Annotated in this window: 21 protein-coding genes and 2 tRNA genes; 5 read left to right on the forward strand and 18 right to left on the reverse strand. The window is 62.5% G+C overall.

Translation table 11 applies throughout. The features are described 5' to 3' along the window. Nucleotides 1-37 precede the first annotated feature (37 nt). The 4 genes from leuD to ACCD07_RS10400 are packed head-to-tail and all read right to left on the reverse strand — an operon-like array spanning nucleotide 38 to nucleotide 4,665. The gene (gene leuD / locus ACCD07_RS10385) at nucleotides 38-688 is read right to left on the reverse strand and encodes a 3-isopropylmalate dehydratase small subunit (protein WP_413447299.1); all 651 of its coding nucleotides are present in this window, start codon (nucleotides 686-688) and stop codon (nucleotides 38-40) included. Then, the gene (gene leuC / locus ACCD07_RS10390; RefSeq protein ID WP_413447367.1) at nucleotides 685-2,124 is read right to left on the reverse strand and encodes a 3-isopropylmalate dehydratase large subunit; all 1,440 of its coding nucleotides are present in this window, start codon (nucleotides 2,122-2,124) and stop codon (nucleotides 685-687) included. Before leuC ends, leuD begins: the two co-directional genes overlap by 4 nt. Nucleotides 2,125-2,129: 5 nt before the next feature. Further along, nucleotides 2,130-3,521, reverse strand: coding sequence for an MFS transporter (locus tag ACCD07_RS10395; RefSeq protein WP_413447300.1), 1,392 nt, complete (start codon nucleotides 3,519-3,521; stop codon nucleotides 2,130-2,132). A gap of 31 nt (nucleotides 3,522-3,552) precedes the next feature. Beyond that, nucleotides 3,553-4,665, reverse strand: a complete 1,113-nt coding sequence (locus ACCD07_RS10400) for a porin (protein WP_176654086.1) — start codon at nucleotides 4,663-4,665, stop codon at nucleotides 3,553-3,555. Between the two features lie 328 nt (nucleotides 4,666-4,993). Between ACCD07_RS10400 and ACCD07_RS10405 the strand changes: the two genes are divergently transcribed. After that, complete coding sequence (locus ACCD07_RS10405; protein WP_413447301.1) at nucleotides 4,994-6,640, forward strand: methyl-accepting chemotaxis protein; 1,647 nt, start codon at nucleotides 4,994-4,996, stop codon at nucleotides 6,638-6,640. Here ACCD07_RS10405 and ACCD07_RS10410 read toward each other — a convergent pair. Further along, on the reverse strand, nucleotides 6,631-7,254 hold the full coding sequence (locus tag ACCD07_RS10410) for a flavin reductase family protein (RefSeq protein WP_413447302.1): 624 nt from the start codon (nucleotides 7,252-7,254) through the stop codon (nucleotides 6,631-6,633). The genes ACCD07_RS10405 and ACCD07_RS10410 overlap by 10 nt on opposite strands. A 70-nt stretch (nucleotides 7,255-7,324) precedes the next feature. On the opposite strand from ACCD07_RS10410, the gene ACCD07_RS10415 reads away from it, so the two are divergent. Continuing rightward, nucleotides 7,325-8,053 (forward strand): substrate-binding periplasmic protein, encoded by a 729-nt coding sequence (locus ACCD07_RS10415; protein WP_353402432.1) that lies wholly within the window; start codon nucleotides 7,325-7,327, stop codon nucleotides 8,051-8,053. Nucleotides 8,054-8,132: 79 nt separating this feature from the next. Continuing rightward, nucleotides 8,133-8,582 (forward strand): GNAT family N-acetyltransferase, encoded by a 450-nt coding sequence (locus ACCD07_RS10420; protein ID WP_176653915.1) that lies wholly within the window; start codon nucleotides 8,133-8,135, stop codon nucleotides 8,580-8,582. Nucleotides 8,583-8,645: 63 nt separating this feature from the next. Here the strand turns inward: ACCD07_RS10420 and ACCD07_RS10425 are convergent, their stop codons facing one another. Beyond that, nucleotides 8,646-9,488, reverse strand: coding sequence for a type 1 glutamine amidotransferase domain-containing protein (locus tag ACCD07_RS10425; protein ID WP_413447303.1), 843 nt, complete (start codon nucleotides 9,486-9,488; stop codon nucleotides 8,646-8,648). 102 nt (nucleotides 9,489-9,590) lie between these two features. Here ACCD07_RS10425 and ACCD07_RS10430 point away from each other — a divergent pair, with 102 nt between their 5' ends. After that, nucleotides 9,591-10,487: a LysR family transcriptional regulator gene (locus ACCD07_RS10430; RefSeq protein ID WP_176653913.1), complete on the forward strand. Its 897-nt coding sequence runs from the start codon at nucleotides 9,591-9,593 to the stop codon at nucleotides 10,485-10,487. 8 nt (nucleotides 10,488-10,495) lie between these two features. Here ACCD07_RS10430 and ACCD07_RS10435 read toward each other — a convergent pair whose 3' ends face one another. Next, on the reverse strand, nucleotides 10,496-10,969 hold the full coding sequence (locus ACCD07_RS10435) for a septal ring lytic transglycosylase RlpA family protein (RefSeq protein WP_413447304.1): 474 nt from the start codon (nucleotides 10,967-10,969) through the stop codon (nucleotides 10,496-10,498). Nucleotides 10,970-11,117: 148 nt separating this feature from the next. Continuing rightward, nucleotides 11,118-11,693: an FxDxF family PEP-CTERM protein gene (locus ACCD07_RS10440; RefSeq protein WP_413447305.1), complete on the reverse strand. Its 576-nt coding sequence runs from the start codon at nucleotides 11,691-11,693 to the stop codon at nucleotides 11,118-11,120. 314 nt (nucleotides 11,694-12,007) lie between these two features. On the opposite strand from ACCD07_RS10440, the gene ACCD07_RS10445 reads away from it, so the two are divergent. Further along, complete coding sequence (locus tag ACCD07_RS10445) at nucleotides 12,008-13,933, forward strand: CocE/NonD family hydrolase (RefSeq protein ID WP_413447306.1); 1,926 nt, start codon at nucleotides 12,008-12,010, stop codon at nucleotides 13,931-13,933. A gap of 117 nt (nucleotides 13,934-14,050) precedes the next feature. Here the strand turns inward: ACCD07_RS10445 and ACCD07_RS10450 are convergent, their stop codons facing one another. The 10 genes from ACCD07_RS10450 to ACCD07_RS10495 form a co-directional block, all read right to left on the reverse strand. Further along, nucleotides 14,051-14,464, reverse strand: a complete 414-nt coding sequence (locus ACCD07_RS10450) for a DUF6691 family protein (RefSeq protein ID WP_413447307.1) — start codon at nucleotides 14,462-14,464, stop codon at nucleotides 14,051-14,053. Then, nucleotides 14,461-14,889, reverse strand: a complete 429-nt coding sequence (locus tag ACCD07_RS10455; protein ID WP_413447308.1) for a YeeE/YedE family protein — start codon at nucleotides 14,887-14,889, stop codon at nucleotides 14,461-14,463. The genes ACCD07_RS10450 and ACCD07_RS10455 overlap by 4 nt, the downstream gene beginning before the upstream one ends. A 61-nt stretch (nucleotides 14,890-14,950) precedes the next feature. Then, nucleotides 14,951-15,652, reverse strand: a complete 702-nt coding sequence (locus ACCD07_RS10460) for a hypothetical protein (RefSeq protein ID WP_413447309.1) — start codon at nucleotides 15,650-15,652, stop codon at nucleotides 14,951-14,953. 7 nt (nucleotides 15,653-15,659) lie between these two features. Next, on the reverse strand, nucleotides 15,660-15,887 hold the full coding sequence (locus ACCD07_RS10465) for a DUF1508 domain-containing protein (RefSeq protein WP_176653906.1): 228 nt from the start codon (nucleotides 15,885-15,887) through the stop codon (nucleotides 15,660-15,662). Nucleotides 15,888-16,096: 209 nt separating this feature from the next. After that, nucleotides 16,097-16,173 (reverse strand) — tRNA-Arg (locus ACCD07_RS10470). Nucleotides 16,174-16,247: 74 nt separating this feature from the next. Beyond that, nucleotides 16,248-16,324 (reverse strand) — tRNA-Pro (locus ACCD07_RS10475). Nucleotides 16,325-16,395: 71 nt separating this feature from the next. After that, complete coding sequence (gene glmM / locus ACCD07_RS10480) at nucleotides 16,396-17,745, reverse strand: phosphoglucosamine mutase (protein WP_176653905.1); 1,350 nt, start codon at nucleotides 17,743-17,745, stop codon at nucleotides 16,396-16,398. 27 nt (nucleotides 17,746-17,772) lie between these two features. Then, the gene (gene folP / locus ACCD07_RS10485) at nucleotides 17,773-18,612 is read right to left on the reverse strand and encodes a dihydropteroate synthase (protein WP_413447310.1); all 840 of its coding nucleotides are present in this window, start codon (nucleotides 18,610-18,612) and stop codon (nucleotides 17,773-17,775) included. Between the two features lie 67 nt (nucleotides 18,613-18,679). After that, nucleotides 18,680-20,563: an ATP-dependent zinc metalloprotease FtsH gene (gene ftsH / locus ACCD07_RS10490; protein ID WP_176653903.1), complete on the reverse strand. Its 1,884-nt coding sequence runs from the start codon at nucleotides 20,561-20,563 to the stop codon at nucleotides 18,680-18,682. 202 nt (nucleotides 20,564-20,765) lie between these two features. After that, the gene (locus ACCD07_RS10495; RefSeq protein WP_176653902.1) at nucleotides 20,766-21,467 is read right to left on the reverse strand and encodes an RlmE family RNA methyltransferase; all 702 of its coding nucleotides are present in this window, start codon (nucleotides 21,465-21,467) and stop codon (nucleotides 20,766-20,768) included. Nucleotides 21,468-21,479: the final 12 nt, after the last annotated feature.

Here is a 21,479-nt window from a genome sequence, read left to right on the forward strand (position 1 = left end):
AGCAGCGGCAGCAGCGGATGACAGCGGGCACCGTCCCTCAATCGCAGAGATTGGCGGCCAGCCACGGGAAGCGCCGCAGGCGTTCACTCTCGAAGCCGGCGATGCGTTCGCGCTGCTGCAACGCCAGGCCGATTTCATCGAGGCCGTTGAGCAGGCAGTGGCGCGTGAACGGCGCTATGTCGAAGCCGGCCGTGAAGCCGTGCGCACCGGTGACGCGCTGCCGTTCCAGGTCGACGCGCAGGCGGCACCCCACAGCACTTTCGGCGGCGGCGAACAGCTGTTCCATCGAGGCGGCGTCCAGCTCGACCGGCAGCACGCCGTTCTTGCCGCAGTTCTGGCGGAAGATGTCGGCGAAGCTGTGCGCGATGATCACCTCGAAGCCATATTCCAGCAGCGCCCACGGCGCATGCTCGCGCGAGCTGCCGCAGCCGAAATTGCGTCCGGCCAGCAGGATGCGCGCGCCCTGGTAGCGCGGCTGGTTCAGCACGAAGTCCGGATTGAGCGGACGGCGCGCATGGTCCTGGCCCGGCTCGCCGGCGTCCAGGTAGCGCCAGCTGTCGAACAGGTTGGGGCCGAAGCCGGTGCGCGCCACCGATTTCATGAACTGCTTGGGCAGGATGGCGTCGGTGTCGACGTTATCGCGCCGCAATGGCGCGGCCAGACTTTCCACGATCGTGACCGGCTTCATTGCGCGCCCTCCCCGGCCAAGCTGCGGACATCGGCCAGGCGGCCGGCCAGCGCGGCGGCGGCCGCCATGGCGGGGCTGAGCAAATGACTGCGCCCGCCGGCTCCCTGGCGTCCTTCGAAATTGCGGTTCGAGGTCGAGGCGCAGCGTTCGCCCGGCGCCAGCCGGTCGTCGTTCATGGCCAGGCACATCGAGCAGCCCGGCTCGCGCCACTCGAATCCAGCGTCCTTGAAGATGCGGTCCAGGCCTTCGCGCTCGGCCTGTTCGCGGACCAGGCCGGAGCCCGGCACCACCAGCGCCAGCGCGATGTTGTCCGCGATCCGCCCGCCGCTGGCGGCGAGTACGGCTGCGGCGGCGCGCAAATCTTCGATGCGGCCGTTGGTGCAGGAACCGATGAAGACCTTGTCGATGCGGATATCCCGCATCGGCGTGCCCGGCGCCAGGTCCATGTAGGCAAGCGCGTGTTCCAGCGCCTGGCGGCGCGCCGGATCGTCCTCGCGCGCCGGATCGGGAACGGCGCCGCCGATCGGCGCCACCATCTCGGGCGACGTGCCCCATGTCACCTGCGGCGCGATCGCGGCGGCGTCGATCTCGAGCACGCGGTCGAAGCAGGCATCGTGGTCGGACACCAGCGTGCGCCAGTGCGCGGCCGCGGCGTCCCACTGCGCCGCCTTGGGCGCGAACGGACGGCCGCGCAGGTAGTCCAGCGTGGTCTGGTCGACCGCCACCAGGCCAGAACGCGCGCCGGCTTCGATCGCCAGGTTGCACAAGGTCATGCGCGCCTCCATCGACAGCGCGCGCACCGTGGCGCCGGCAAACTCGATCGTATGCCCGGCGGCGCCGCCGCTGCCGATGCGGCCGATCAGATACAGCGCCAGATCCTTGGCGCTGCAGCCCGGCGCCAGCTCGCCTTCGATACGCACCAGCATGTTGCGGCTCTTGCGCGTCGCCAGCGTCTGCGTGGCCAGCACGTGCTCCACTTCGGAGGTGCCGATGCCGAACGCCAGCGCGGCCAGCGCGCCATGCGTGCTGGTATGCGAATCGCCGCACACCACCATCATGCCGGGCAAGGTCATGCCCTGCTCCGGCGCGACCACGTGGACGATGCCCTGGCGCCGGTCCTGCATGCGGAACTGGGCGATGCCGTGGCTGCCGCAGTTGCGCTCCAGCGTTTCCACCTGCAGACGCGAGAGCGGATCGGCGATGCCGTTGGCGCGGCCGCTGGTGGGCACGTTGTGGTCGCACACGCCGAACGTGGCGCCCGCGCGCCAGACCGGGCGCCCGCTCGCGGCCAGGCCGGCAAACGCCTGCGGGCTGGTCACCTCGTAGACCAGGTGGCGGTCGACGTAGAGCAAGGCCGCGCCGTCGTCGTCGATGCTGACCAGGTGCTCGTCCCAGAGCTTGTCGTAGAGGGTGCGCGGGTGCGGGAGAGCTGGCATGGTCATCAGGGTGCGATTTCTTCCAGCGACTTCTGGCGCGTCTCGGTCATGCCCATGGCGGCGACGATGCCGAGCACGCAGACGCCGGCGAACATCAGGAACACCACGGCGACGCCGTTGGAGCCCAGCACCACGCCGACGATGGCCGGGCTGGCGGCCGAGGCGGCGCGGAACCAGGACGTCGCCAGCGAGGTGCCGATGGCCCGCATGCGGGTCGGGTAGATTTCCGGCGTGTACAGGAACAGCATGATGGTGACGGTGCCGATGACGGCGTACGCGGTCGAGCCCAGCAACATGACGGTGTAGGCCGAATGCGCGCCGCTCAGGTACAGCGCGGCCAGCAGCACGGCGGCCACGCCGAACGCGCACATCGCCCACCGGCGGCGGCCGACGCGGTCGACCAGGAAGGCGCAGACCAGCACGAAGATGACGCTGAGCACATTCGACATCGAGGCCAGCCGCAGCGACTCGCCCAGCGGCAGGTGGTAGACCGTCTTGTACAGGCTGGGCAGCCAGTTGTTCAGGCCGTTGGCGACGAAATACGCGATGCCCCACAAAGCCCATACCACCAGCGTGCGCTTGCGGTAGAACGACGAGAACAGTTCGCGCATGCCCGCCTTGCGCGGCGCCGCCAGGGCGGCCGCCGGACGCGGCTTGGGCACGATGCGCTGGTCGGTGCTGGCCTCGAGGCCTTCGATGATCTTTTCCGCTTCGTCGTAGCGGCCCTTGCCGATCAGCCAGCGCGGCGATTCGGGCAGGAACCAGATGAAGCCGACGATCAGCAGGCCCGGGATGCCGCCCACCAGGAACATCGACTGCCAACCCACGTTGGGCACCATCAGCGCGCCAGCCTGCGCCGCGGCCAGCAGGCCGATCGGGAAGATCAGTTCGTACAGCATGAAGAAGCGGCCGCGGTTGTGCGCCTGCGACAGCTCGTTGATATAGACCGCGGCGACCGGATTGCCGCCGCCCACCCCGATGCCCTGGATGAAGCGGCACACCATCAGCGCGCCGAAGTTGCCCGTCAGCGCGCAAGCCAGGCTCATCACCGACATCAGCAGGATGGTCCAGAACTCGCTCTTGACGCGGCCGACGCGCTCGGCCAGCCAGCCGAAGAACAGCGCGCCGATCAACTGGCCCAGATAGCCGGTCGCGATCAGCACGCCGATGTCGGCGGGCTTGAGGTGCCACATGCCGATCAGCACCGGCAGCACATACGCCAGCGACAAAGCGTCAAAGGCGTCGAAAAACGTTGCGCTGCCCATCACCACCCGGGCCTTGATATGCCAGCGCGAAATCGGCACGCTCTCCATGCGGGTCAGCAAGCTGGCGCCGCGATCGGCATGCTGGTCCGGCACGCCGGCGGCAGGCTGGTAGTCGATAATGCTTTGAGACATGTAACACCTTTCTGGTTATTGCTGTTTCTGCTCAGAACTGCACTTGTACGCCGGTGCGCAGCAGCGCCTGCGATTGGCCGCTCGACGGTGTATAGCCGAAGGCGCCTGCCACCGCCCCTTTGCCGCTGGCGCGGACATACGAAGCACCAGCATAGACCTGGGTGAACAAGGTGTACAGGCTCAAGTGCTGGCTGACGAACAGGTTCAACTGGTTGTACTTCATGTCCATGAAGGTCGAGTGGGCGGCCGAGACGCCGAGGAAGCGCCGCTTCTGGCCCCCGCTGAGGTCGACGTTCACGCCGGCCTGCAAGTTGCGCTGCTCCTCCTCGCCGCGATTGTTTTCAAACGACACCTGGGTAAAGGTCGCGTGCGGGATGAAGATGCCGATCTGGTAAGAGCCGCCGAGGACAATGGTGCTGTAGCGGTCGGCGTTGAACACGCTGTTGCTCAGGTTCTGGCCCAGCACGCTGGTGACGCCGAACACGCTTTTCAGGTCGGCCGTGCGGTTGTGGAACATCGAATACGAACCGGCCAGGCGCGACTGGCTGCCGCTGTAGCGGAAGCCGGCCGAATACTGGCGGCTGCGCGAGAAATTGCTCGGATCCTCGCCAAAGCCGTTCATCACGCCGACCTGCAGGCCGTCGACGACCGGCGTTTCATAGCGCACCGCGTTGTCGATGCCGTACACATTGGCCAGGTTATCCAGGTTGCCCGGCGAATAAGCCCAGGAGATGCCGGGAATACTGTTGTTCAGCGGTCCCACATAGTCGTAGGCGAAGTCGGGCATGCGGCCCAGCGTGAGCGTGCCCAGCGTATTGCTGGTCAGGCCGACCGTGGCGTAGCGGTTGAACAGCTTGGTTGGATTGGCCTGCGTGCCGGCGTCGGAATTGAAGCCGGTTTCGAGCTTGAAGAAGGCGCTCAGGCCGCCGCCGAGATCTTCGGTGCCGCGGAAGCCGATGCGGTCGGGCGAACGCTTGCCCGCGTTGACAGCCCACAGGTGCGCCCCGTGGGCGTTGCTGACATAGTCGAGGCCGTCGTCGATGCTGCCGTACATGACGACGCTGGTCTGGTTGGTGGTTTGGGCGTAGGCGCCGGCGCAAGCAAGGGCGCCAAGCGCGCATACCAGGATCTGGGATTTGATGATAAGTCTCCGTTTTGATTTATAAACAACGGCACATAATGCGCAGCATTGTCGCGAACCGTTTCCTTCTTCCGTCTTGAGTGCGGAGTCGCTCCAATATAGGGGAAAAATTAAATTGGAATAAGCAAAAAGATTCTATCGATAAATCGGTTTTCCCGAACAATTACCTCGATCGCCGCCACGACGTCAGATAGTGCGGAAATCGATTGCGGCCATGGCACATCATGCGGCATCATATCCGCCGAGAAATAATTGACGCGATTTGAGACATCAATTTTTTCTATCAATTAATAGAATTTTTCGATTAATGCCTTGCGGCTAGGAGACGGACATGAAGTGGTTTGCCAAGTTCAATATCGGGAAAAGGCTGGGAGCGGGGTTCGCCCTGATGCTGGCGCTGATGCTTTTCACCACCGTGCTCAGCATCTGGCGCATGAATGACATCGCCGCCGCGTCGGAGGCGATGTCGGCCCCGCTGGCCAAGGAGCGCCTGATCGCCGAGTGGAATACCCAGATCTTTGGCGCGGTGCGCCGCACCGGCGCCATCGTCAAGAGCAGCGATCCCGGCGTGGCGGCCTACTTCAAGGACGAGACCGATACCGCGTCGCAACGCTCCGCCGCCCTGTCCAGGCAGATCGAACCCTTGTTGACGACGCCGGAGGAAGCCGCGCTGCTGGTGAAAATCAACGCCCAGCGCAAGCTCTACCGCGAGGCGACCAGCACGGCGATGAAAGCCAAGGCGCAGGGCGACCACGAACTGGCCGACAGCGCGCTGGAAAAATTATTTACCCCGGCCGCGAAAGGCTACCAAGACCTGCTGGAACAACTGCTGGCGCAACAGCACAAGCAAATGGATGCGCAAAGCCGGTCTATCCAGGATATCCGCGCCTATAGCGTCAAGCTGATCGCGCTGCTGGCCGTCGCCGCCCTGCTGATCGGCGCCTGCTGCTCGTGGCTGCTGACGGCCGGCATCGTCGGACCGCTGCGCGCCGCCGTCGGCATGGCCGAAACGGTGGCCGGGGGTGATCTCAGCCATACCATGGACATCCACGGCAACGACGAGACGGCCGCTTTGATGCGCGCCCTGCGCCACATGAACGACAGCCTGGTGGGCATCGTCAGCGAGGTGCGCGGCGGCACCGACACCATCGCGACGGCGTCGAAGGAAATCAGCGCCGGCAACCTGGACCTGTCCGGACGCACCGAGCAGCAGGCCAGCGCGCTGGAGGAAACCGCGGCGTCGATGGAGGAACTGACCACCACCGTACGCCAGAACGCAGACAACGCGCGCCAGGCCAGCCAGCTGGCGATCACCGCCTCCGACGTGGCGGTGCGCGGCGGCGCGGTGGTGGGCGAAGTGGTGGCCACCATGGGCGCGATCAATGAATCGGCCAACAAGATCGTCGACATCATCAGCGTCATCGACGGCATCGCGTTCCAGACCAACATCCTGGCATTGAACGCCGCGGTGGAGGCGGCACGCGCCGGCGAACAGGGGCGCGGCTTCGCGGTGGTGGCATCCGAAGTGCGCACGCTGGCCCAGCGTTCGGCGGCCGCCGCCAAGGAAATCAAGACCCTGATCGGCGACTCGGTCGGCAAGGTCGACGCCGGCGCCAGGCTGGCCGACCAGGCCGGCGCCACCATGGAGCAGGTGGTCGCCAGCATCAAGCGCGTAACGGACATCGTGGCCCGCATCGCCAGCGCCAGCCAGGAGCAGACCGCCGGCATCGAGCAGGTGAACCAGGCCATCGGCCAGATGGACGAGGTCACGCAGCAGAACGCCGCGCTGGTCGAGCAATCGGCCGCCGCCGCAGCGGCGATGCAAGAGCAGGCCCATGCGCTGGCCGGGCTGGTGGGCGTGTTCAAGCTCGACCAGGCTCACGCGCAGACGGGAGCTACCGCCGCAGCCGGACGTTCCGGCCGGGGACGCGCGGTCGCGCTGGCCCCCGCCACGCGCCGGCGGTCGCTTCAGGGATAGTCAGGGCGCCGCATGCGGAACAGGTTGTCCCGGTTGATCTCGAAGTAATCGGCCGGGCCGCCGCCGCGCAGGATGGTCTGCGAGCCCGCCGTGTCGTAAATGCCGTCGCGCAGCAGTTCTTGCGCGATGTGCACGCCCACCACCTCCCCCATCACCAGCCAGCCGTTGGTCGGTTCGCCGGACGCGCTTTGCAGCCGGATGATCTGGCTGCACTTGCATTCGAAGGCCACCGGGCTCTCGGCCACGCGCGGCACGCCGACGATGCGCGAGGCCGCAGGCGTCAGGCCGGCCAGCCCGAACTCGCTCACCTCCGGCGGCGCCGGCGCGCAGCTGGCGTTCATCGCCTCGGCCAGCGGCCGGGTCGCCAGGTTCCAGACGAACTCGCCGGTCTGCTCGATATTGCGCAGCGTATCCTTGCGGCCCTGGCTGGAAAAGCCGATCAGCGGCGGCGTGTAGTTGAAGGCATTGAAGAAACTGTAGGGCGCCAGGTTCAGGCCGCCGTCCTCGCCGCGCGAGGAAATCCAGCCGATCGGGCGCGGCCCGACGATGGCGTTGAAAGGGTCGTGCGGCAGGCCGTGGCCCAGCGCCGGTTGGTAGAAATAGCGATCGTCCATGGCGGCATTCTCGCACAAGCCCGCGGCGCCCGCTTCGACCGCAGCGCTTCGGCTGCAGTATGATATCCGCATGAGCTTGCCCATCTTTTTTTTAGCCGCCCTGCTGCTGGCCGCGCCGTCCCGGGCCGGCGAGCTGGTCTACGTGGTATCGACCGGCAGCGCGATGCCGATGACGGACTTCCGCGACGGCGTGCTGGCGGGCGGCCTGCTGAAGGAGTTCGGCGATGCGCTGGCGCGCGAGCTGGGCATGACGCCGCGCTACCTGACGGTGCCGCGCAAACGGGTCGAAGTGCCGCTGGCGGCCGGCCAGGCCGACATCCTGTGCGATCTGCGGCCGGAATGGCTCGACGGCAAGGACTGGCTGTGGAGCGCCGCCATCTTCACCAATAACGAGATCATTGCCAGCCGCAGCGATACGGCGGCGATACGCAGCGTGGACGAACTACGCAGGCAGCGCATGGGCACCATCCTCGGCTACCGCTACAGTCATCTGGAGCAACCGCTGGGCGAGGATTTCATCCGCGACGATGCCGCCAGCGACGACCTGAACCTGGCCAAGCTGCTGCGCTATCGCTTCGCCTACATGCTGACCAACTCGCTGTATTTCGATTACCAGCGCAAGATCCATCCGGAACGGGCGCTGCTCAATCCGGTGGCCTACAAGGTGTCGGCCTTCGACACCTACTGCGCACTGCCGCCGAACGGCAAGCTGACGCTGCCGAACGTCGACAGGGCGATCCAGTCGCTGAAAAAACGCGGCGCCATCCAGGCCATGATGGCGCACTTCCGTCCCAACTGACACAAGACTATACAAATCCCCGCTTGTACTCCTATCGTGCGGCGTTTACCCTACGTGTATCCCTTAGCTGAATACACGTATGCACGAAGATTTGCAGTTTGTTCCCCTGAAGTCGCCTTTGTCCCCCAAGGCCTTGAGCGCGTTTCGCAAGGACGCCGACTGGCCCGATACGCCACAACCCAAAGCAATCGACCCGCGCGGCAAGATCGTCTGGGTCAGCGTCGAATCCAACAAGAAGCCGATCGCCATTGCGCGCCTTGAACTGGCGCCGCCCGAGTTTTGCTATGTTGCCGACGTGATTGTCAGCAGCAAGTTTCGCGGCCGCGGCGTCGGTCACTGGTTCATGCAGCGCATCGAACAGTATTGCCACGGCCTGGGCATACGCCGCTTGCTGCTGGAGGCCGCCAACGGCACCGAATCGTTCTACAAGTCGCTGGCGTTCATGCAGGATCCGTTCGTGCCGTCCATGCTGAAAAAAGACGTCAATCCGTTGCAGCGGAAGATGTTCCTGCCCCCGCAAGGGAGGTAGACGGCAGCGGCGGCACGTCAACTCGTAGCTGAGGCACGTGCAGGTCGCCTCGTCCATGCCTGATCAACGCTTGAGCCGCGCCAGCAGCTGGTCGGCCACGCCGACTGCCGACGCCGGGTTCTGGCCGGTGATCAGCTCGCGGTCGGCCACCACCCAGCTTTGCCAATTGGCCGCGCTGCTATAGACGCCGCCCGCGCGCTGCAGGGCGTTTTGCGGCCAGATCTTCATGGCACCGCCATTCAACATGCCTTTGGAGGCGTCTTCCTCGGCGTTGCTGAAGACCGTCATTTCATAGCCGGCGTAGATCCAGGCCGGCGCCTTGGCTTTGCCTCCGGCGGCCAGCGCCGCGGTGAACTGCTCAGGCTGCTCCATTGCCGACAGCAAGGCGATCGGACCGTGGCAGGCCAGCGCGGTCGGCTTGGCGTTGGCGTGGAAGTCGCGCAGCAAGCGGCCAAGCGGCGCGCTGTGCAGCAAATCCTGCATCGGCGCGTGGCCGCCGGGAATGTAGATGGCGTCATAGTGGCCGTAGCCGTTCTGCTCCACGCGCGCCAGGCTGATGACCGGCGAATGCAGGGCCGACGTCAGTTGCAGCTTGTCCAGCAACGCCAGGTGTTCGCGCATGCTGGCCTCGTCGTTGCCGAAATAGGCCTTGTCGACCGACAGGCGATCCAGTGTCGGCGCCTTGCCCAGCGGGGTGGCGAAGGTGACGACATGGCCGGCGTCCAGCAGCTTTTTAACCGGCTGCATCAACTCGTTGGCATAGAAGCCGGTGTTGAAGCTGCGATTGTCACGCAACTCCAGTTGCGCGGCGTCAGACAGTACCACCAGCACGTTGGCGGCATTGGCGGTCAACGCGGCCAGGCCCAGTACGGCACCGGCGGCGGTTTTGAGGATGGTGTGGTTCATATTGCGCTCCAGAGTAGTGTTTTGCAGTAGCGCTACTTTATTGATGACTGTAGAGTGTGTAAATAATCTGAAAATCAAATCATTTGTTCTTGAAAGGCTGGAATGGCCAGGCAATTCGATCACATGGCGGATGTGGAAGCTTTCGTCACCATCGTCGACAAGGGCACGATCAGCGCCGCCGCGGTGGCGCTCGGCACCACGCCGTCGGTGCTGAGCCGCGCCGTGGCCAGGCTGGAAAGCCGGCTCGGCGTGCAACTGCTGCGCCGTACCACGCGCCGCCTGAGCGTCACCGAGGCCGGCACGCTTTACCTGGAGCAAGCCCGCAGCGCCTTCGGCCTGATCGCCGACGCGGAGCGGGCGATCCAGGGCCGGGGCGGCGAGTTGTCCGGCACGATACGCATCAGCGCGCCGACCAGCTACGGCCATTACCGGCTGCCGCAACTGCTGCGGCCGTTCATGGAGCAGCATCCCAAGGTCGTCATCGAACTGAGCATCACGAACCGCAACGTCGATCTGGTCGACGAAGGCTATGACATGGCGATACGCCTGGGCGAGCTGGCCGACAGCGGGCTGGTCGCCAGGCGCCTCGACGAATCGCCGGTCTGCCTGGTCGCCGCGCCGGGCTACCTGCAGCGAGCGGGCACGCCGCAGGACCTGGAGCAACTGGCCGCGCACGCCTGCCTGCCCTTCACCTTGCCCAGCACCGGCAGACAGGCGCCGTGGCTGCTGCGCGTCGACGGCCGCGACGTCGACTGGCTGGCGCCGCCGCGCATGCGGGTGGCCGACGACGTGCTGGGCGTGGTGTCGATGGCGCAGCAGGGGCTGGGCATCTGCCAGACCTACCGCTTCGTGGTGGAGGAACGACTGCGCAACGGACAACTGGTGGAAGTGCTGCCGGCGCTGTGCGACCGCAGCAAGCCGTTCTCGCTGATCTACGCGCCGCACCGGCGCATGTCGGCCGCCTGCCGCGCGCTGATCGACAGTCTGGCGCCAGCCTGACGGAGCAACTATTTGGCCTTGTCCGGCGGCGCCGATTCGGCCTCCGGCTTGGGCGGCAGCTTGAGCGGCGTCACCGCCACCGGTGCCACGCCCTCTTCCTTCATATCCAGCTTGTCGGCGGTCTTGGGCGTGACATCGATGATGCGGCCATCGACATACGGTCCCCGGTCCTTGACCACCACCACCTCGCTCTTGTTGTTCTCCAGATTGGTGACCTTGGCAACCGTGCCCACCGGCAGCGTCTTGCTGGCGGCTGCATTGCTGTCGGGCTTCATGATTTCGCCGTTCGCCATTTTCTTGCCGTGGAAACGGCGGCCATAGAAGGAAGCCTTGCCCTTGCGGGTTTTACCTGAGCGGTCGATACGGTGGCCTTGCGCCGCCTTTTCTGCATGAGCCTGCTTTTGCGGCGTATCGGCGCTGGCGTGTCCGCCCCAAAGCAGGCACAACGCCGACGCCAACAACACTTTGCGCAGGGTCTTCATGTCCGCATTGTAGGCCGTTTGCGCGGCGCTCCGCGCTCGATAGCGTCATGCAACTAGCCGCAATCGGCCCTGCGCCAAAGCCGATGCTGTCAACGCAAAAACGCGCCTGAGTCGTAGTCTCAGGCGCGTTTCTTACTTGTTGCCGAACTTAGGCTTGCTTGCGGCGACGCGCAACCACACCCAGCAGACCCAGGCCGACGACCATCATGCCGTAGGTTTCTGGCTCTGGAACGGCCGCGATCGACACGTTCAGGTCGGAAGCATAGCTGCCGCCGGCATTGCCCAGCACCTTGCCGTCGATCTCAATCGCATACTTTCCGGCGCTCAGTGGCAAACCATTCAGTTCCCACTTGTCGACATGGCTGCCGCTGGCCGTGGTATTGGTGCCCATATAGGTTTGAACGACGGCGTTCGAAGCATCGTATTTGACCAGGCTGAAACCGGTGATCAACAGGTCTTTCAACGTCGTCTTGTTCAGGTAGGTCGAGGTCAGCGAGGCCGACGAGTCGTACGAGTCGGACAGCGTGAAGGTGTAGAAATCGCTGAAGGTCTTGCCCATGGCCGCGCTATTGAACGTCGCACCCAGCGTAGCGGCGAAACCGCCCAGGCCATCGTCGTCCAGCGTAACGACGGAGGTTTTGCCGATATCGGCAGCGAAGGCCGAGGTGCCGAACAGGCTGGCGCCGGCGATCATGGAGGCGAGCAACATATTTTTGATTTTCATTTGGTATCCGATAGGAGTAGCGAGTTGAGCAAAGTTGTCCGAATGTCCCCATCCGGTAATGCGAAGCATATAAAGATGTTGCGAGCACAACTGTACGTTTGCTAACACAAAGAGAAAATTGTAAAATTTTGCAACAATCCTTTGCCCCATACTTGTTAACAGAATCTGTGGATAAGGCTGTTAACAACGGCTCCCCCCATCTTCCAAGCTGCTGTTTTCTATGGATAAAGTTCGGATGCGCAAATTTGTCGCAGCGAAAGTTATCCACTGCGATTACACTTTACGGGTTTGCTTTTCAACAAAAAAAGGAACCTATGAAACTGCGTCTTACCGCCATAACCTTGGCCTTGATGCTGGGTGGACTATCCGTTCACGCCGGCGCAGCCGATACCGCGCCCAAATACTCCCTGCGCGAGCACTACACCAAATACGAATTCCGCATCCCGATGCGCGACGGCGTGCGGCTGTTCACCGCCGTCTATGTGCCCAAGGACGCCAGCAAGACCTATCCCTTCCTGGTCCAGCGCACGCCCTACAGCGCCGGCGTGAACAGCGGCGGCGAGCTGCATTACGGCGTGGATTTTTATCCGGAACACATCGGCCCGTCGCAGGAGTTTGAGGACAGCGGCTACATCTTCGTCAAGCAGGATGTGCGCGGACGCTATATGTCCGAAGGCAAGTGGCAGGAAATGACGCCGCACGTCAACGCCGCGCGCGCCAAGGGCGAAGGCAACGAGAGCGAAGACATGCACGACACCGTCGAGTGGCTGCTGAAAAACGTCGCCAACAACAACGGCAAGGTCGGCATACTCGGCACCTCGTATCCGGGCTTCTACACCTCGGCCAGCATCATCGATTCGCATCCGGCGATCAAGGCCGCGTCGCCGCAGGCGCCGGTGACCGACCTGTACATGAACGACGACTCGTATCACGGCGGCGCCTTCATGCTGGCGGCCAATTTCGATTTCTACTCGGCCTTCGTCGAAGCGGAAAATCCGACGCCGCTCCCGAAGTCCTGGGACCATTTCGACTACGGCACGGCCGACGGCTACGAATTCTTCCTGTCGCACCTGACCTTGTCCAACATCACCGGCACGCTGACGCCGAAACAGCGCGCGCTGCTGATGCCGACCATCGAGCACAGCAGCTATGACGATTTCTGGAAAACCCGCAACGTCGCGCCGCACCTGAAGAACATCAAGGCCGCCGTGCTAACCGTGGGAGGATGGTACGACGCCGAGGACCTGCAAGGCCCGCTGACCACCTACAACACCATCAAGCGCAACAATCCCGGCATCTACAGCGGGCTGGTGATGGGCCCGTGGTCGCACGGCGCCTGGGGACGCGCGGACGGCGCCAGCCTGGGCTACGTCAAGTTCGATGCCAAGACCGGCCAGCAGTTCCGCAGCAATATCCAGTTCCCCTTCTTCGAGCAGCATTTGAAGGGTGTGGCCAACAAGAACGTATCCGAAGTCTATGCGTTTGAGACCGGCAGCAATGTCTGGCGCAACTACGCCGCCTGGCCGCCGAAACAGGCGGCCGCGCGCACGCTGTTCCTGGGACCGAACGGCACGCTGAGCTGGAAACAGCCGGCGGCCGGCGCGGCGTTCGATGAATATGTGGCCGATCCGCACAAGCCGGTGCCGTTCACCGCCTACCCGGCGCAGGGCGCGCCGAAGGAATACATGGTCGGCGACCAGCGCTTCGCCGCCAGCCGTCCGGACGTGCTGACCTACCGCAGCGAGGTGTTGGAAGAGGATGTGACGCTGAGCGGTCCGGTCAAGCCGCGCCTGTTCGTGTCCACCACCGGCACCGATGCGGACTGGGTGGTCAAGCTGATCGACGTCTATCCGCCAGAATATCCAAGCGCCGGCGGCGACGAGGAGCGCGGCCCGGACGTGCCGAAACCGACGCTGACCATGGCCGGCTACCAGCAACTGGTGCGCGGCGATCCGCTGCGTGGCAAATTCCGCAACAGTTTTGAAAAGCCGGAACCGTTCACGCCCGGCAAGGTGGAAGCCGTCAATTACAGCATGAGCGACGTCAACCACACTTTCCGGCGCGGCCACCGCATCATGGTGCAGATCCAGAGTTCCTGGTTCCCGCTGGTGGACTTGAACCCGCAAACCTTCGTCGATATTCCGAAAGCCAAGGCGGAGGACTTCCAGAAGGCCACCCAGCGGGTTTATCACGCGCCGGCGATGTATTCAGGCATCGAAGTTCAGGTGCTGGGCAAGTAAGCGCCGGGTTGTTAACAAATTCTGTGGATAAGCTTGTTAACAAGCCGTACCGGGCCATGCCAAGTAGTTGTTTTCTATAAGAAAAGTCTCGCTGCGCAAATTTGTCGCAGCGAGAACTTATCCACCGCGCCGGCGTTCGAGCAGCTCGAACAATCCCATGCCGGTCAGCATCGCCAAAACAAATAAAACCGCCTTGGGCAAGCCCATGCCCAGGCCCACCAGCGCTGGGCCGGGACAAAATCCCGCCAATCCCCAACCCGCACCGAATAATATCGATCCGATTATTAATCGGCGGTCGATATTTTTTGACGTGGGTAATTTCAACTCCATACCCAGCAAAGTGGTTTGGCGGCGGCCGGCGTAAAGAAACGCAAAGAAACCGATCAATATCGCCCCTGCCATCACAAATGCCAGCGAAGGATCCCATTTCCCGGCCAAATCAAGGAAGCCCAATACCTTGGCCGGGTTGGCCATGCCGGAAATAATCAATCCCAGGCCAAAAATCAAGCCGCACGCGAACGAAATAATCATGACAGATGCCTCAAAAGGAAGACAGTAACAAAACCGACGGCCATGAATATCATCGTGGCGGCCATCGATCGGGGCGATAAGCGGGATATTCCGCAAACGCCGTGGCCACTCGTGCATCCCGATCCATAGCGGGTACCAACGCCCACCAGCAAGCCGGCCGCAATCAATATGGCGGTGCCGGCATCGACTTGAACCGCGGGCAATTCATAAAATATGCCGTAGATGACAGGCGCGAGTATCAGGCCGGCAATAAACGCGAAGCGCCAGCCGATATCGCCTTTATTCGGACGCAGCAGGCCGCCAATAATTCCGCTAATGCCGGCGATGCGGCCATTCAACAGGATAAATAACGCCGCCGCCAGGCCGATCAATATTCCACCGGCCAGGGCGGGCCACGGTGTGAAATGCAGGGTGTCTATCGTCATTCAGTGTCTCCTCGGACACGCGCCAGAAAACGGCGCATACAAGCCAATTTTTGGCATACTTTCACTCTCCCAGCAAGCGCAAAGACTCGATCCACGCATCTTTCCAGGGCGCCAGTTCGGCCTGGACAGCGAACGCCTTCTTCAAACGCGGCATCGGCACGCGGTAGACGTCATTCAAACCCAGCGCCAGCGTCACGGGATTCCACAGATAACTATTTTTACCAGCGCGTGAATTCTTTCTCACCCGGGCGCCATCGTCGCCGAATATACCGATGGCGTCAGCCAGCGATTTTCCCAGATCCGTTTTTACCATGCCGCCGAATACATAGATAACTTCTTCCTTGCTCATTCCCTTTGGAATTTCCCTTGCCGGTGGAGCCGCTTCAACCGGTGGATTTAGAATCTCTTCCGCCATCCGAACCACGTCCAGTTGAAAGAACCTGATCGCATCAAGCGGCATGGTGATGCCTGGCGGCTTCAGTTTAAAAGATATTCTATCGGAGTCCCGTGTCATGCGTATCAGCACATCGGGATTGCCTTCGGATAATCTTTTAATGTCTTCGACGAAGAATATCGGCGCGGGATAACGCTTAATTCCCTCGGCAAACAGATCCGCATACTCTTCCGAATAGTCCAGCCAGACGTGGGGCGTTAAACCACGCTCAAGCAAACCTGCCAGATTCCATGGCATTCCGGTTTTATCGCTGAGCCATAAAGAAGTTTCTTCTGCCGTTGCCCAACTTGGCAATGTCAATCCAGTCATATATTCATCACTTTCCTATTGTCGTCGCATGCCCTGACCTCCGTCCCCGGCGGCGAGTCTGTATCGGGGTCTTGGGTGAAATCATCTTAAGGTCTTGCACAGCTTGGCGGCACTCATCTTCAGTACAATATCCCTCCGTTGAAAGGGCAACGACGGCGCCACCGCCATCCCGCAATCTCCATCGCCATGGCTCTTTTGTTGTTGAGCAACTATCTTCGTAAAGTTCGAACCACATGATTGTGTTCTCCAAAAGTCATCGATGATAGTTACATTCGCTTTGCTCTATACGGTTTTTTTACTTGATGAAGATCAGTACGCCGCCAAAAAATATGTGCTCGATTTTTCCTCATCCTGATGTTGAATGAAAATAAACACAATCGCTATCAAGTTGAAATCTGAGATTGTTGCGTTAATTGCTAGTATCGACTAGCCTGATACGAAGAGTGGCCTGCCCAGCAGGAATCGAACCTGCGACCCTCAGCTTAGAAGGCTGATGCTCTATCCAACTGAGCTATGGGCAGAGATGTTCGCGACGAGAATACGTCGCGGAAATGAAAAACGGGCTGTCCTGAAGACAGCCCGTTTTAAAAGTTCTTGGTCGGAGTACAAGGATTCGAACCTTGGACCCCCTGGTCCCAAACCAGGTGCGCTACCGGGCTGCGCCACACTCCGAAGACAGTATTCTAACGCCTGGCGCTTCCCGCGTCAATGAAACGCCAGCCGATTATTTCACTGCTGAAATTTTAAGCGGCCAGCTGGTTTTCCACCTTGTCGGCGATGCGGCGCGCCATCGACTGCGCATCTTGGGCGTTACGGGCTTCGACCATCACGCGTATCAGCGGTTCCGTGCCGGAGGCGCGTATCAGCACCCGGCCGCTGTCGCCCAGCTCGCGCTCGACCTGCTCCTTTTCCGCCACCATGGCGGCGTTCTTGGTCCAGTCGAAACCGGGCGCGACGCGCACGTTGATCAGCGTTTGCGGGAAGATCACCAGTTCGCCGGCGCACTGCTCCAGCGAACGGCCGCTGCGCTTGAGCGCCGACAGCACCTGCAGCGCCGAGATGATGCCGTCGCCGGTGGTGTGCTTGTCCAGCGCCAGCAGGTGGCCCGAGCCTTCGCCGCCCAGGATCCAGCCCTTGTCCTTCATCACTTCCAGCACGTAGCGGTCGCCGACCTTGGCCCGGGCGAAGCCGATGCCCTTCTCCTTCAGCGCCACCTCGACCGCCATATTGGTCATCAAGGTGCCGACGGCGCCGGCCACCGGGCCGGTCGCCATGCGGTCCATCACCATCAGGTACAGCAGCTCGTCGCCGTTGTACAGGCGGCCATTGGCGTCGCACATGATCAGGCGGTCGGCGTCGCCGTCCAGCGCGATGCCGAGATCGGCGCCGTGCGCGCGCACCGCCAGCGCCATCGCGTCCGGCGCGGTGGCGCCGTGGCCCAGGTTGATGTTGAAGCCGTCCGGCTTGTTGCCGATGGCGATCACTTCGGCGCCCAGCTCATGGAACACGTGCGGCGCGATGTTGTAGGCGGCGCCGTGGGCGCAGTCGACCACCAGCTTCAGGCCGCGCAGGTCCAGCTCGTTGGGGAAGGTGCTCTTGCAGAATTCGATGTAGCGGCCCTGGGCATCGTCCAGGCGCTTGGCGCGGCCCAGCTTTTCCGACGGCACGCAGGCCATCGGCAGATCCAGCGCCGCCTCGATATCGAGCTCGACCGAATCGGGCAGCTTGGTGCCCTGGTCGGAAAAGAACTTGATGCCGTTGTCCTGGAACGGGTTGTGCGACGCCGAGATCACCACGCCGGCCGACAGGCGCAGCGCGCGCGTCAGGTAGGCGATGGCGGGCGTCGGCATCGGGCCGGCCAGCATGACGTCGACGCCGGCGGCGGAGAAGCCCGCCTCCAGCGCCGCCTCCAGCATGTAGCCGGAGATGCGCGTGTCCTTGCCGATCAATACGGTCGGGCGGGCGCCGCCGCTGCGGGTGCCGGCCAGGACCTTGCCTGCCGCATAGCCCAGGCGCATGACGAAGTCAGGCGTGATCGGCGACTCGCCCACCAGGCCGCGGATACCATCGGTGCCAAAATATTTACGTGACATTGTGTGTTCTCTTTATCGTTATTGGTTTTAGTGTGCCGCCTGCCATACCTTGAGCGCGTCGACCGTCTCGGCCACGTCGTGCACGCGGACGATGACGGCGCCCTGCGCCACCGCCGCCAGCGCGCCGCCGACGCTGCCGGCCATGCGCCGCTCCACCGGCTTGTCGACCACCGCGCCTATCATCGACTTGCGCGACAGGCCCGCCAGCAGCGGCATGTCCAGCTCGGCGATCAAGCGTCCGGTGGCTTTCAACAAGGCGTAATTATGCTCCACCGTCTTGCCAAAGCCAAAGCCGGGATCAATGCAGATTCGACGCGGATCAATACCGGCGGCGGTCATCGCGTCGATGCGCTCGCGCAGGAAGGCGATCACCTCGGCCACCACGTCGGTGTACGACGGCGCCAGCTGCATGGTCTGCGGCTGGCTTTGCATGTGCATGATGCACAGGCCGCAATCGCTGTCGAGCACGGCCTCGATGGCGCCCGGCGCGCGGAAACCGTTGATATCGTTGATCATGTCGACGCCGGCGATGACCGCTTCGCGCATCAGCTGCGGCTTGTAGGTGTCGACCGAGATCGCCGGCCCCTGGTCGCGCAGCGCGTATAGCACCGGCATCACGCGCTGCAGCTCCTGCTCCAGCGGCAGCGGCGGCGCGCCGGGGCGGCTGGATTCGCCGCCGACGTCGATGATGTCGACGCCGTCCAGTATCATCTGCTCGGCATGGGAAATGGCGAATTCCAGCGACTGGTAATTGCCGCCGTCGGAAAACGAATCGGGGGTGACGTTGAGGATGCCCATCACGCGGGGACGGACGCCCTCGCCACGCCACGGGTAGTTGAATCGGCCAAACTGCAGTGTAGATCGCATATGAAACTGGAATGAAAAAGGGCGAGGATCACTCCTCACCCTTTTGAGTTGATGCTGTAACGGCCGTTTAGGCCGGCGCGGTCACGTTAGGCGATACGCCCGAGCCGCCGTCGCCGGGAGGCTGCTTGCGGATCGTCACGCCCGGCTTCGGTGCGCGCGGCTCCAGGCCGGCCATGATGTCGTTGATCTGGTCCGCGTCGATGGTTTCCCATTCCAGCAGCGCCTTGGTCATCACTTCGACCTTGTCGCGGTTCTCTTCCAGCAGCTTGCGCGCCAGCTGATATTGCGTGTCGAGGATGGCGCGGATCTCGGCATCGACCATCTGCTGGGTCGCTTCGGAAATCGTCTTCGAGGCGCCGCCGAAGAAGCCGTCGTTCTGGCTGTCTTCGTAGACCATCACGCCCATGCTGTCGGACATGCCGAAGCGGGTCACCATCGAGCGGGCCAGCTTGGTGGCGCGCGAGAAGTCGTTCGAGGCGCCGGTCGACATCTGGCCGACGAAGATCTCTTCGGCGATGCGGCCGCCGAACAGGATGGAAATTTCTTCCAGCATCTTGTCCTTGTAGCCGGAGATATTGTCGTGCTCAGGCAGCTGCCAGGTCAGGCCCAGTGCCCAGCCGCGCGGCATGATGGTCACTTTGTGGACCGGATCGGCCTTCGGCAGCAGCTTGGCGACCACGGCGTGGCCGGACTCGTGATACGCGGTGTTGCGGCGCTCTTCCTCGCGGATGACCATCGACTTGCGCTCGGGGCCCATGAAGATCTTGTCTTTCGCATCTTCAAAGTCGGCCATGTCCACCAGGCGCTTGCTGCGGCGTGCCGCAAACAGGGCCGCCTCGTTGACCAGGTTGGCCAGGTCGGCGCCGGAGAAGCCAGGGGTGCCGCGGGCCAGGATGTCGGCCTTGACATCGGTACCGATAGGCACTTTGCGCATGTGCACGTTGAGGATCTGTTCGCGGCCGCGGATGTCCGGCAGGCCCACCGACACCTGGCGGTCGAAACGGCCCGGACGCAGCAGCGCCTTGTCCAGCACGTCGGCGCGGTTGGTCGCTGCCACCACGATGACGCCGGACGATGCTTCGAAGCCGTCCATTTCCACCAGCAGCTGGTTCAGCGTCTGTTCGCGTTCGTCGTTGCCGCCGCCCATGCCGGCGCCACGATGGCGGCCGACAGCGTCGATCTCGTCGATGAAGATGATGCAAGGCGAATGCTTCTTGGCGTTCTCGAACATGTCGCGCACGCGGGACGCGCCCACGCCGACGAACATTTCAACGAAGTCCGAACCGGAGATCGAGAAGAACGGCACCTTGGCTTCGCCGGCGATGGCGCGGGCCAGCAGGGTTTTACCGGTGCCCGGAGGACCGACCATCAGCACGCCGCGTGGAATGCGGCCGCCCAGTTTCTGGAATTTGCTCGGGTCTTTGAGGAAGTCGACGATTTCGTTGACTTCTTCCTTGGCCTCGTCGCAACCGGCGACGTCGGCGAAGGTGACGGTGTTGTTGGTTTCATCCATCATGCGCGCCTTCGACTTGCCGAAGGAGAACGCGCCGCCCTTGCCGCCGCCCTGCATCTGGCGCATGAAGAAGATCCACACGCCGATCAGCAGCAGCATCGGGAACCACGACACGAAGACCTGCTGCAGGAACGATGGCTCCTCGGGCGGTTTGATGTCGAAATGGATGCCGCTGTCGCGCAGGTCGCCGACCAGGCCGCGATCGAGCATGGTGGCGGTCGAGCGCACCTTGGTGTCGTCGCTGCGGGTGGCGGTGATGTTGGCGCCTTCAATCACGACATCCTTGATGCGCTTGGCTTTCACATCATCCAGCAGATCGGAATAAGCGATCGTTTTGGCGCCACCGGCTACGCTGTGACTATCAAACTGCTTGTACAGCATGAGCAGCAGCAGTACCACAACTACCCAAATGGCTGATTTGGAAAACATGTTATTCACGAAAACTCCTTGGATGCAGGGCGCATCTATAACCTATAGCTTAGAAACCCGATTTTACTCGCAATAAGCAGGCGGTGCCAGAAGCCCACTTGTGCGTGCGGCTGAAAATCCCGCGTAAAAACACATTATTTGACCAAAATACCGGTGCGATCAAGTCAAAACTGATCTTCACTGTGTCGATGTGCGGCCCAAGCCCCAAATATCAAGGGCGTTCAGGGGCGAATTCGTCGGAATCGGGCACTTCGGCCGAGACCATGCCGTCGGTCGGATTCTTCAGTCCGCGTCCCAGCAGGAAAATCTCGGACGATTTATCGCGGCTGGCTTTGGGTTTTTTCTGGATCACGGTTTTGAATTCGCGGCGGAATTTGAGCACGATGTCATTGAAACCCATGTCTTTAAAACATTTCACCAGCAGCGCGCCGCCGGGTTTCAAATGCGCCTGGGAGAATTCAATTGCCAAATCGATCAGATGCTCCATGCGCGCGGCGTCGGCGCTGGCGATGCCGGACAGGTTGGGCGCCATATCCGATAGCACAAGATCAACTTTCTGGCCCTTGACATGGTCTTCCAGCAGCTGCAGCACGTCGGGCTCGCGGAAATCGCCCTGGATGAAGTGGAAATCGGCGATCGGCTCCATCGGCAGCATGTCGAGGCCGATCAGCGTGCCGTTGATGCCCCCGCCCTCCTTGCCGGCCAGCTTGCGGCGCGCGTACTGGCCCCAGCTGCCAGGCGTGCAGCCGAGGTCGACGATGACCTGGCCGGGCTTGATCAGGCTCTCGTCCTCATCGATCTCCTTGAGCTTGAAAGCGGCGCGGGCGCGGTAGCCCTCTTTTTGCGCCAATTTCACGTAAGGGTCGTTAATGTGGTCGTGCAACCAGTTTTTGTTTAATTTCTTCTTCTTCATTCGCGTAGAATA

The organism is Duganella sp. Dugasp56, assembly GCF_047304105.1.
Classification (GTDB): Bacteria; Pseudomonadota; Gammaproteobacteria; order Burkholderiales; family Burkholderiaceae_D; genus Rugamonas; species Rugamonas hordei.

Coding starts and splice junctions, on each gene's coding strand:
- leuC (WP_413447367.1), bottom strand. CDS start 2,124: ATGCCAGCTCTCCCGCACCCGCGCACCCTCTACGACAAGCTCTGGGAC.
- ACCD07_RS10455 (WP_413447308.1), bottom strand. CDS start 14,889: ATGACGATAGACACCCTGCATTTCACACCGTGGCCCGCCCTGGCCGGT.
- leuD (WP_413447299.1), bottom strand. CDS start 688: ATGAAGCCGGTCACGATCGTGGAAAGTCTGGCCGCGCCATTGCGGCGC.
- ACCD07_RS10445 (WP_413447306.1), top strand. CDS start 12,008: ATGAAACTGCGTCTTACCGCCATAACCTTGGCCTTGATGCTGGGTGGA.
- ACCD07_RS10440 (WP_413447305.1), bottom strand. CDS start 11,693: ATGAAAATCAAAAATATGTTGCTCGCCTCCATGATCGCCGGCGCCAGC.
- ACCD07_RS10465 (WP_176653906.1), bottom strand. CDS start 15,887: ATGTGGTTCGAACTTTACGAAGATAGTTGCTCAACAACAAAAGAGCCA.
- ACCD07_RS10425 (WP_413447303.1), bottom strand. CDS start 9,488: ATGAACCACACCATCCTCAAAACCGCCGCCGGTGCCGTACTGGGCCTG.
- ACCD07_RS10395 (WP_413447300.1), bottom strand. CDS start 3,521: ATGTCTCAAAGCATTATCGACTACCAGCCTGCCGCCGGCGTGCCGGAC.
- ACCD07_RS10495 (WP_176653902.1), bottom strand. CDS start 21,467: ATGAAGAAGAAGAAATTAAACAAAAACTGGTTGCACGACCACATTAAC.
- ACCD07_RS10435 (WP_413447304.1), bottom strand. CDS start 10,969: ATGAAGACCCTGCGCAAAGTGTTGTTGGCGTCGGCGTTGTGCCTGCTT.
- ACCD07_RS10410 (WP_413447302.1), bottom strand. CDS start 7,254: ATGGACGATCGCTATTTCTACCAACCGGCGCTGGGCCACGGCCTGCCG.
- ACCD07_RS10405 (WP_413447301.1), top strand. CDS start 4,994: ATGAAGTGGTTTGCCAAGTTCAATATCGGGAAAAGGCTGGGAGCGGGG.
- ACCD07_RS10430 (WP_176653913.1), top strand. CDS start 9,591: ATGGCCAGGCAATTCGATCACATGGCGGATGTGGAAGCTTTCGTCACC.
- ACCD07_RS10450 (WP_413447307.1), bottom strand. CDS start 14,464: ATGATTATTTCGTTCGCGTGCGGCTTGATTTTTGGCCTGGGATTGATT.
- ACCD07_RS10460 (WP_413447309.1), bottom strand. CDS start 15,652: ATGACTGGATTGACATTGCCAAGTTGGGCAACGGCAGAAGAAACTTCT.
- glmM (WP_176653905.1), bottom strand. CDS start 17,745: ATGTCACGTAAATATTTTGGCACCGATGGTATCCGCGGCCTGGTGGGC.
- ACCD07_RS10415 (WP_353402432.1), top strand. CDS start 7,325: ATGAGCTTGCCCATCTTTTTTTTAGCCGCCCTGCTGCTGGCCGCGCCG.
- ACCD07_RS10420 (WP_176653915.1), top strand. CDS start 8,133: ATGCACGAAGATTTGCAGTTTGTTCCCCTGAAGTCGCCTTTGTCCCCC.
- folP (WP_413447310.1), bottom strand. CDS start 18,612: ATGCGATCTACACTGCAGTTTGGCCGATTCAACTACCCGTGGCGTGGC.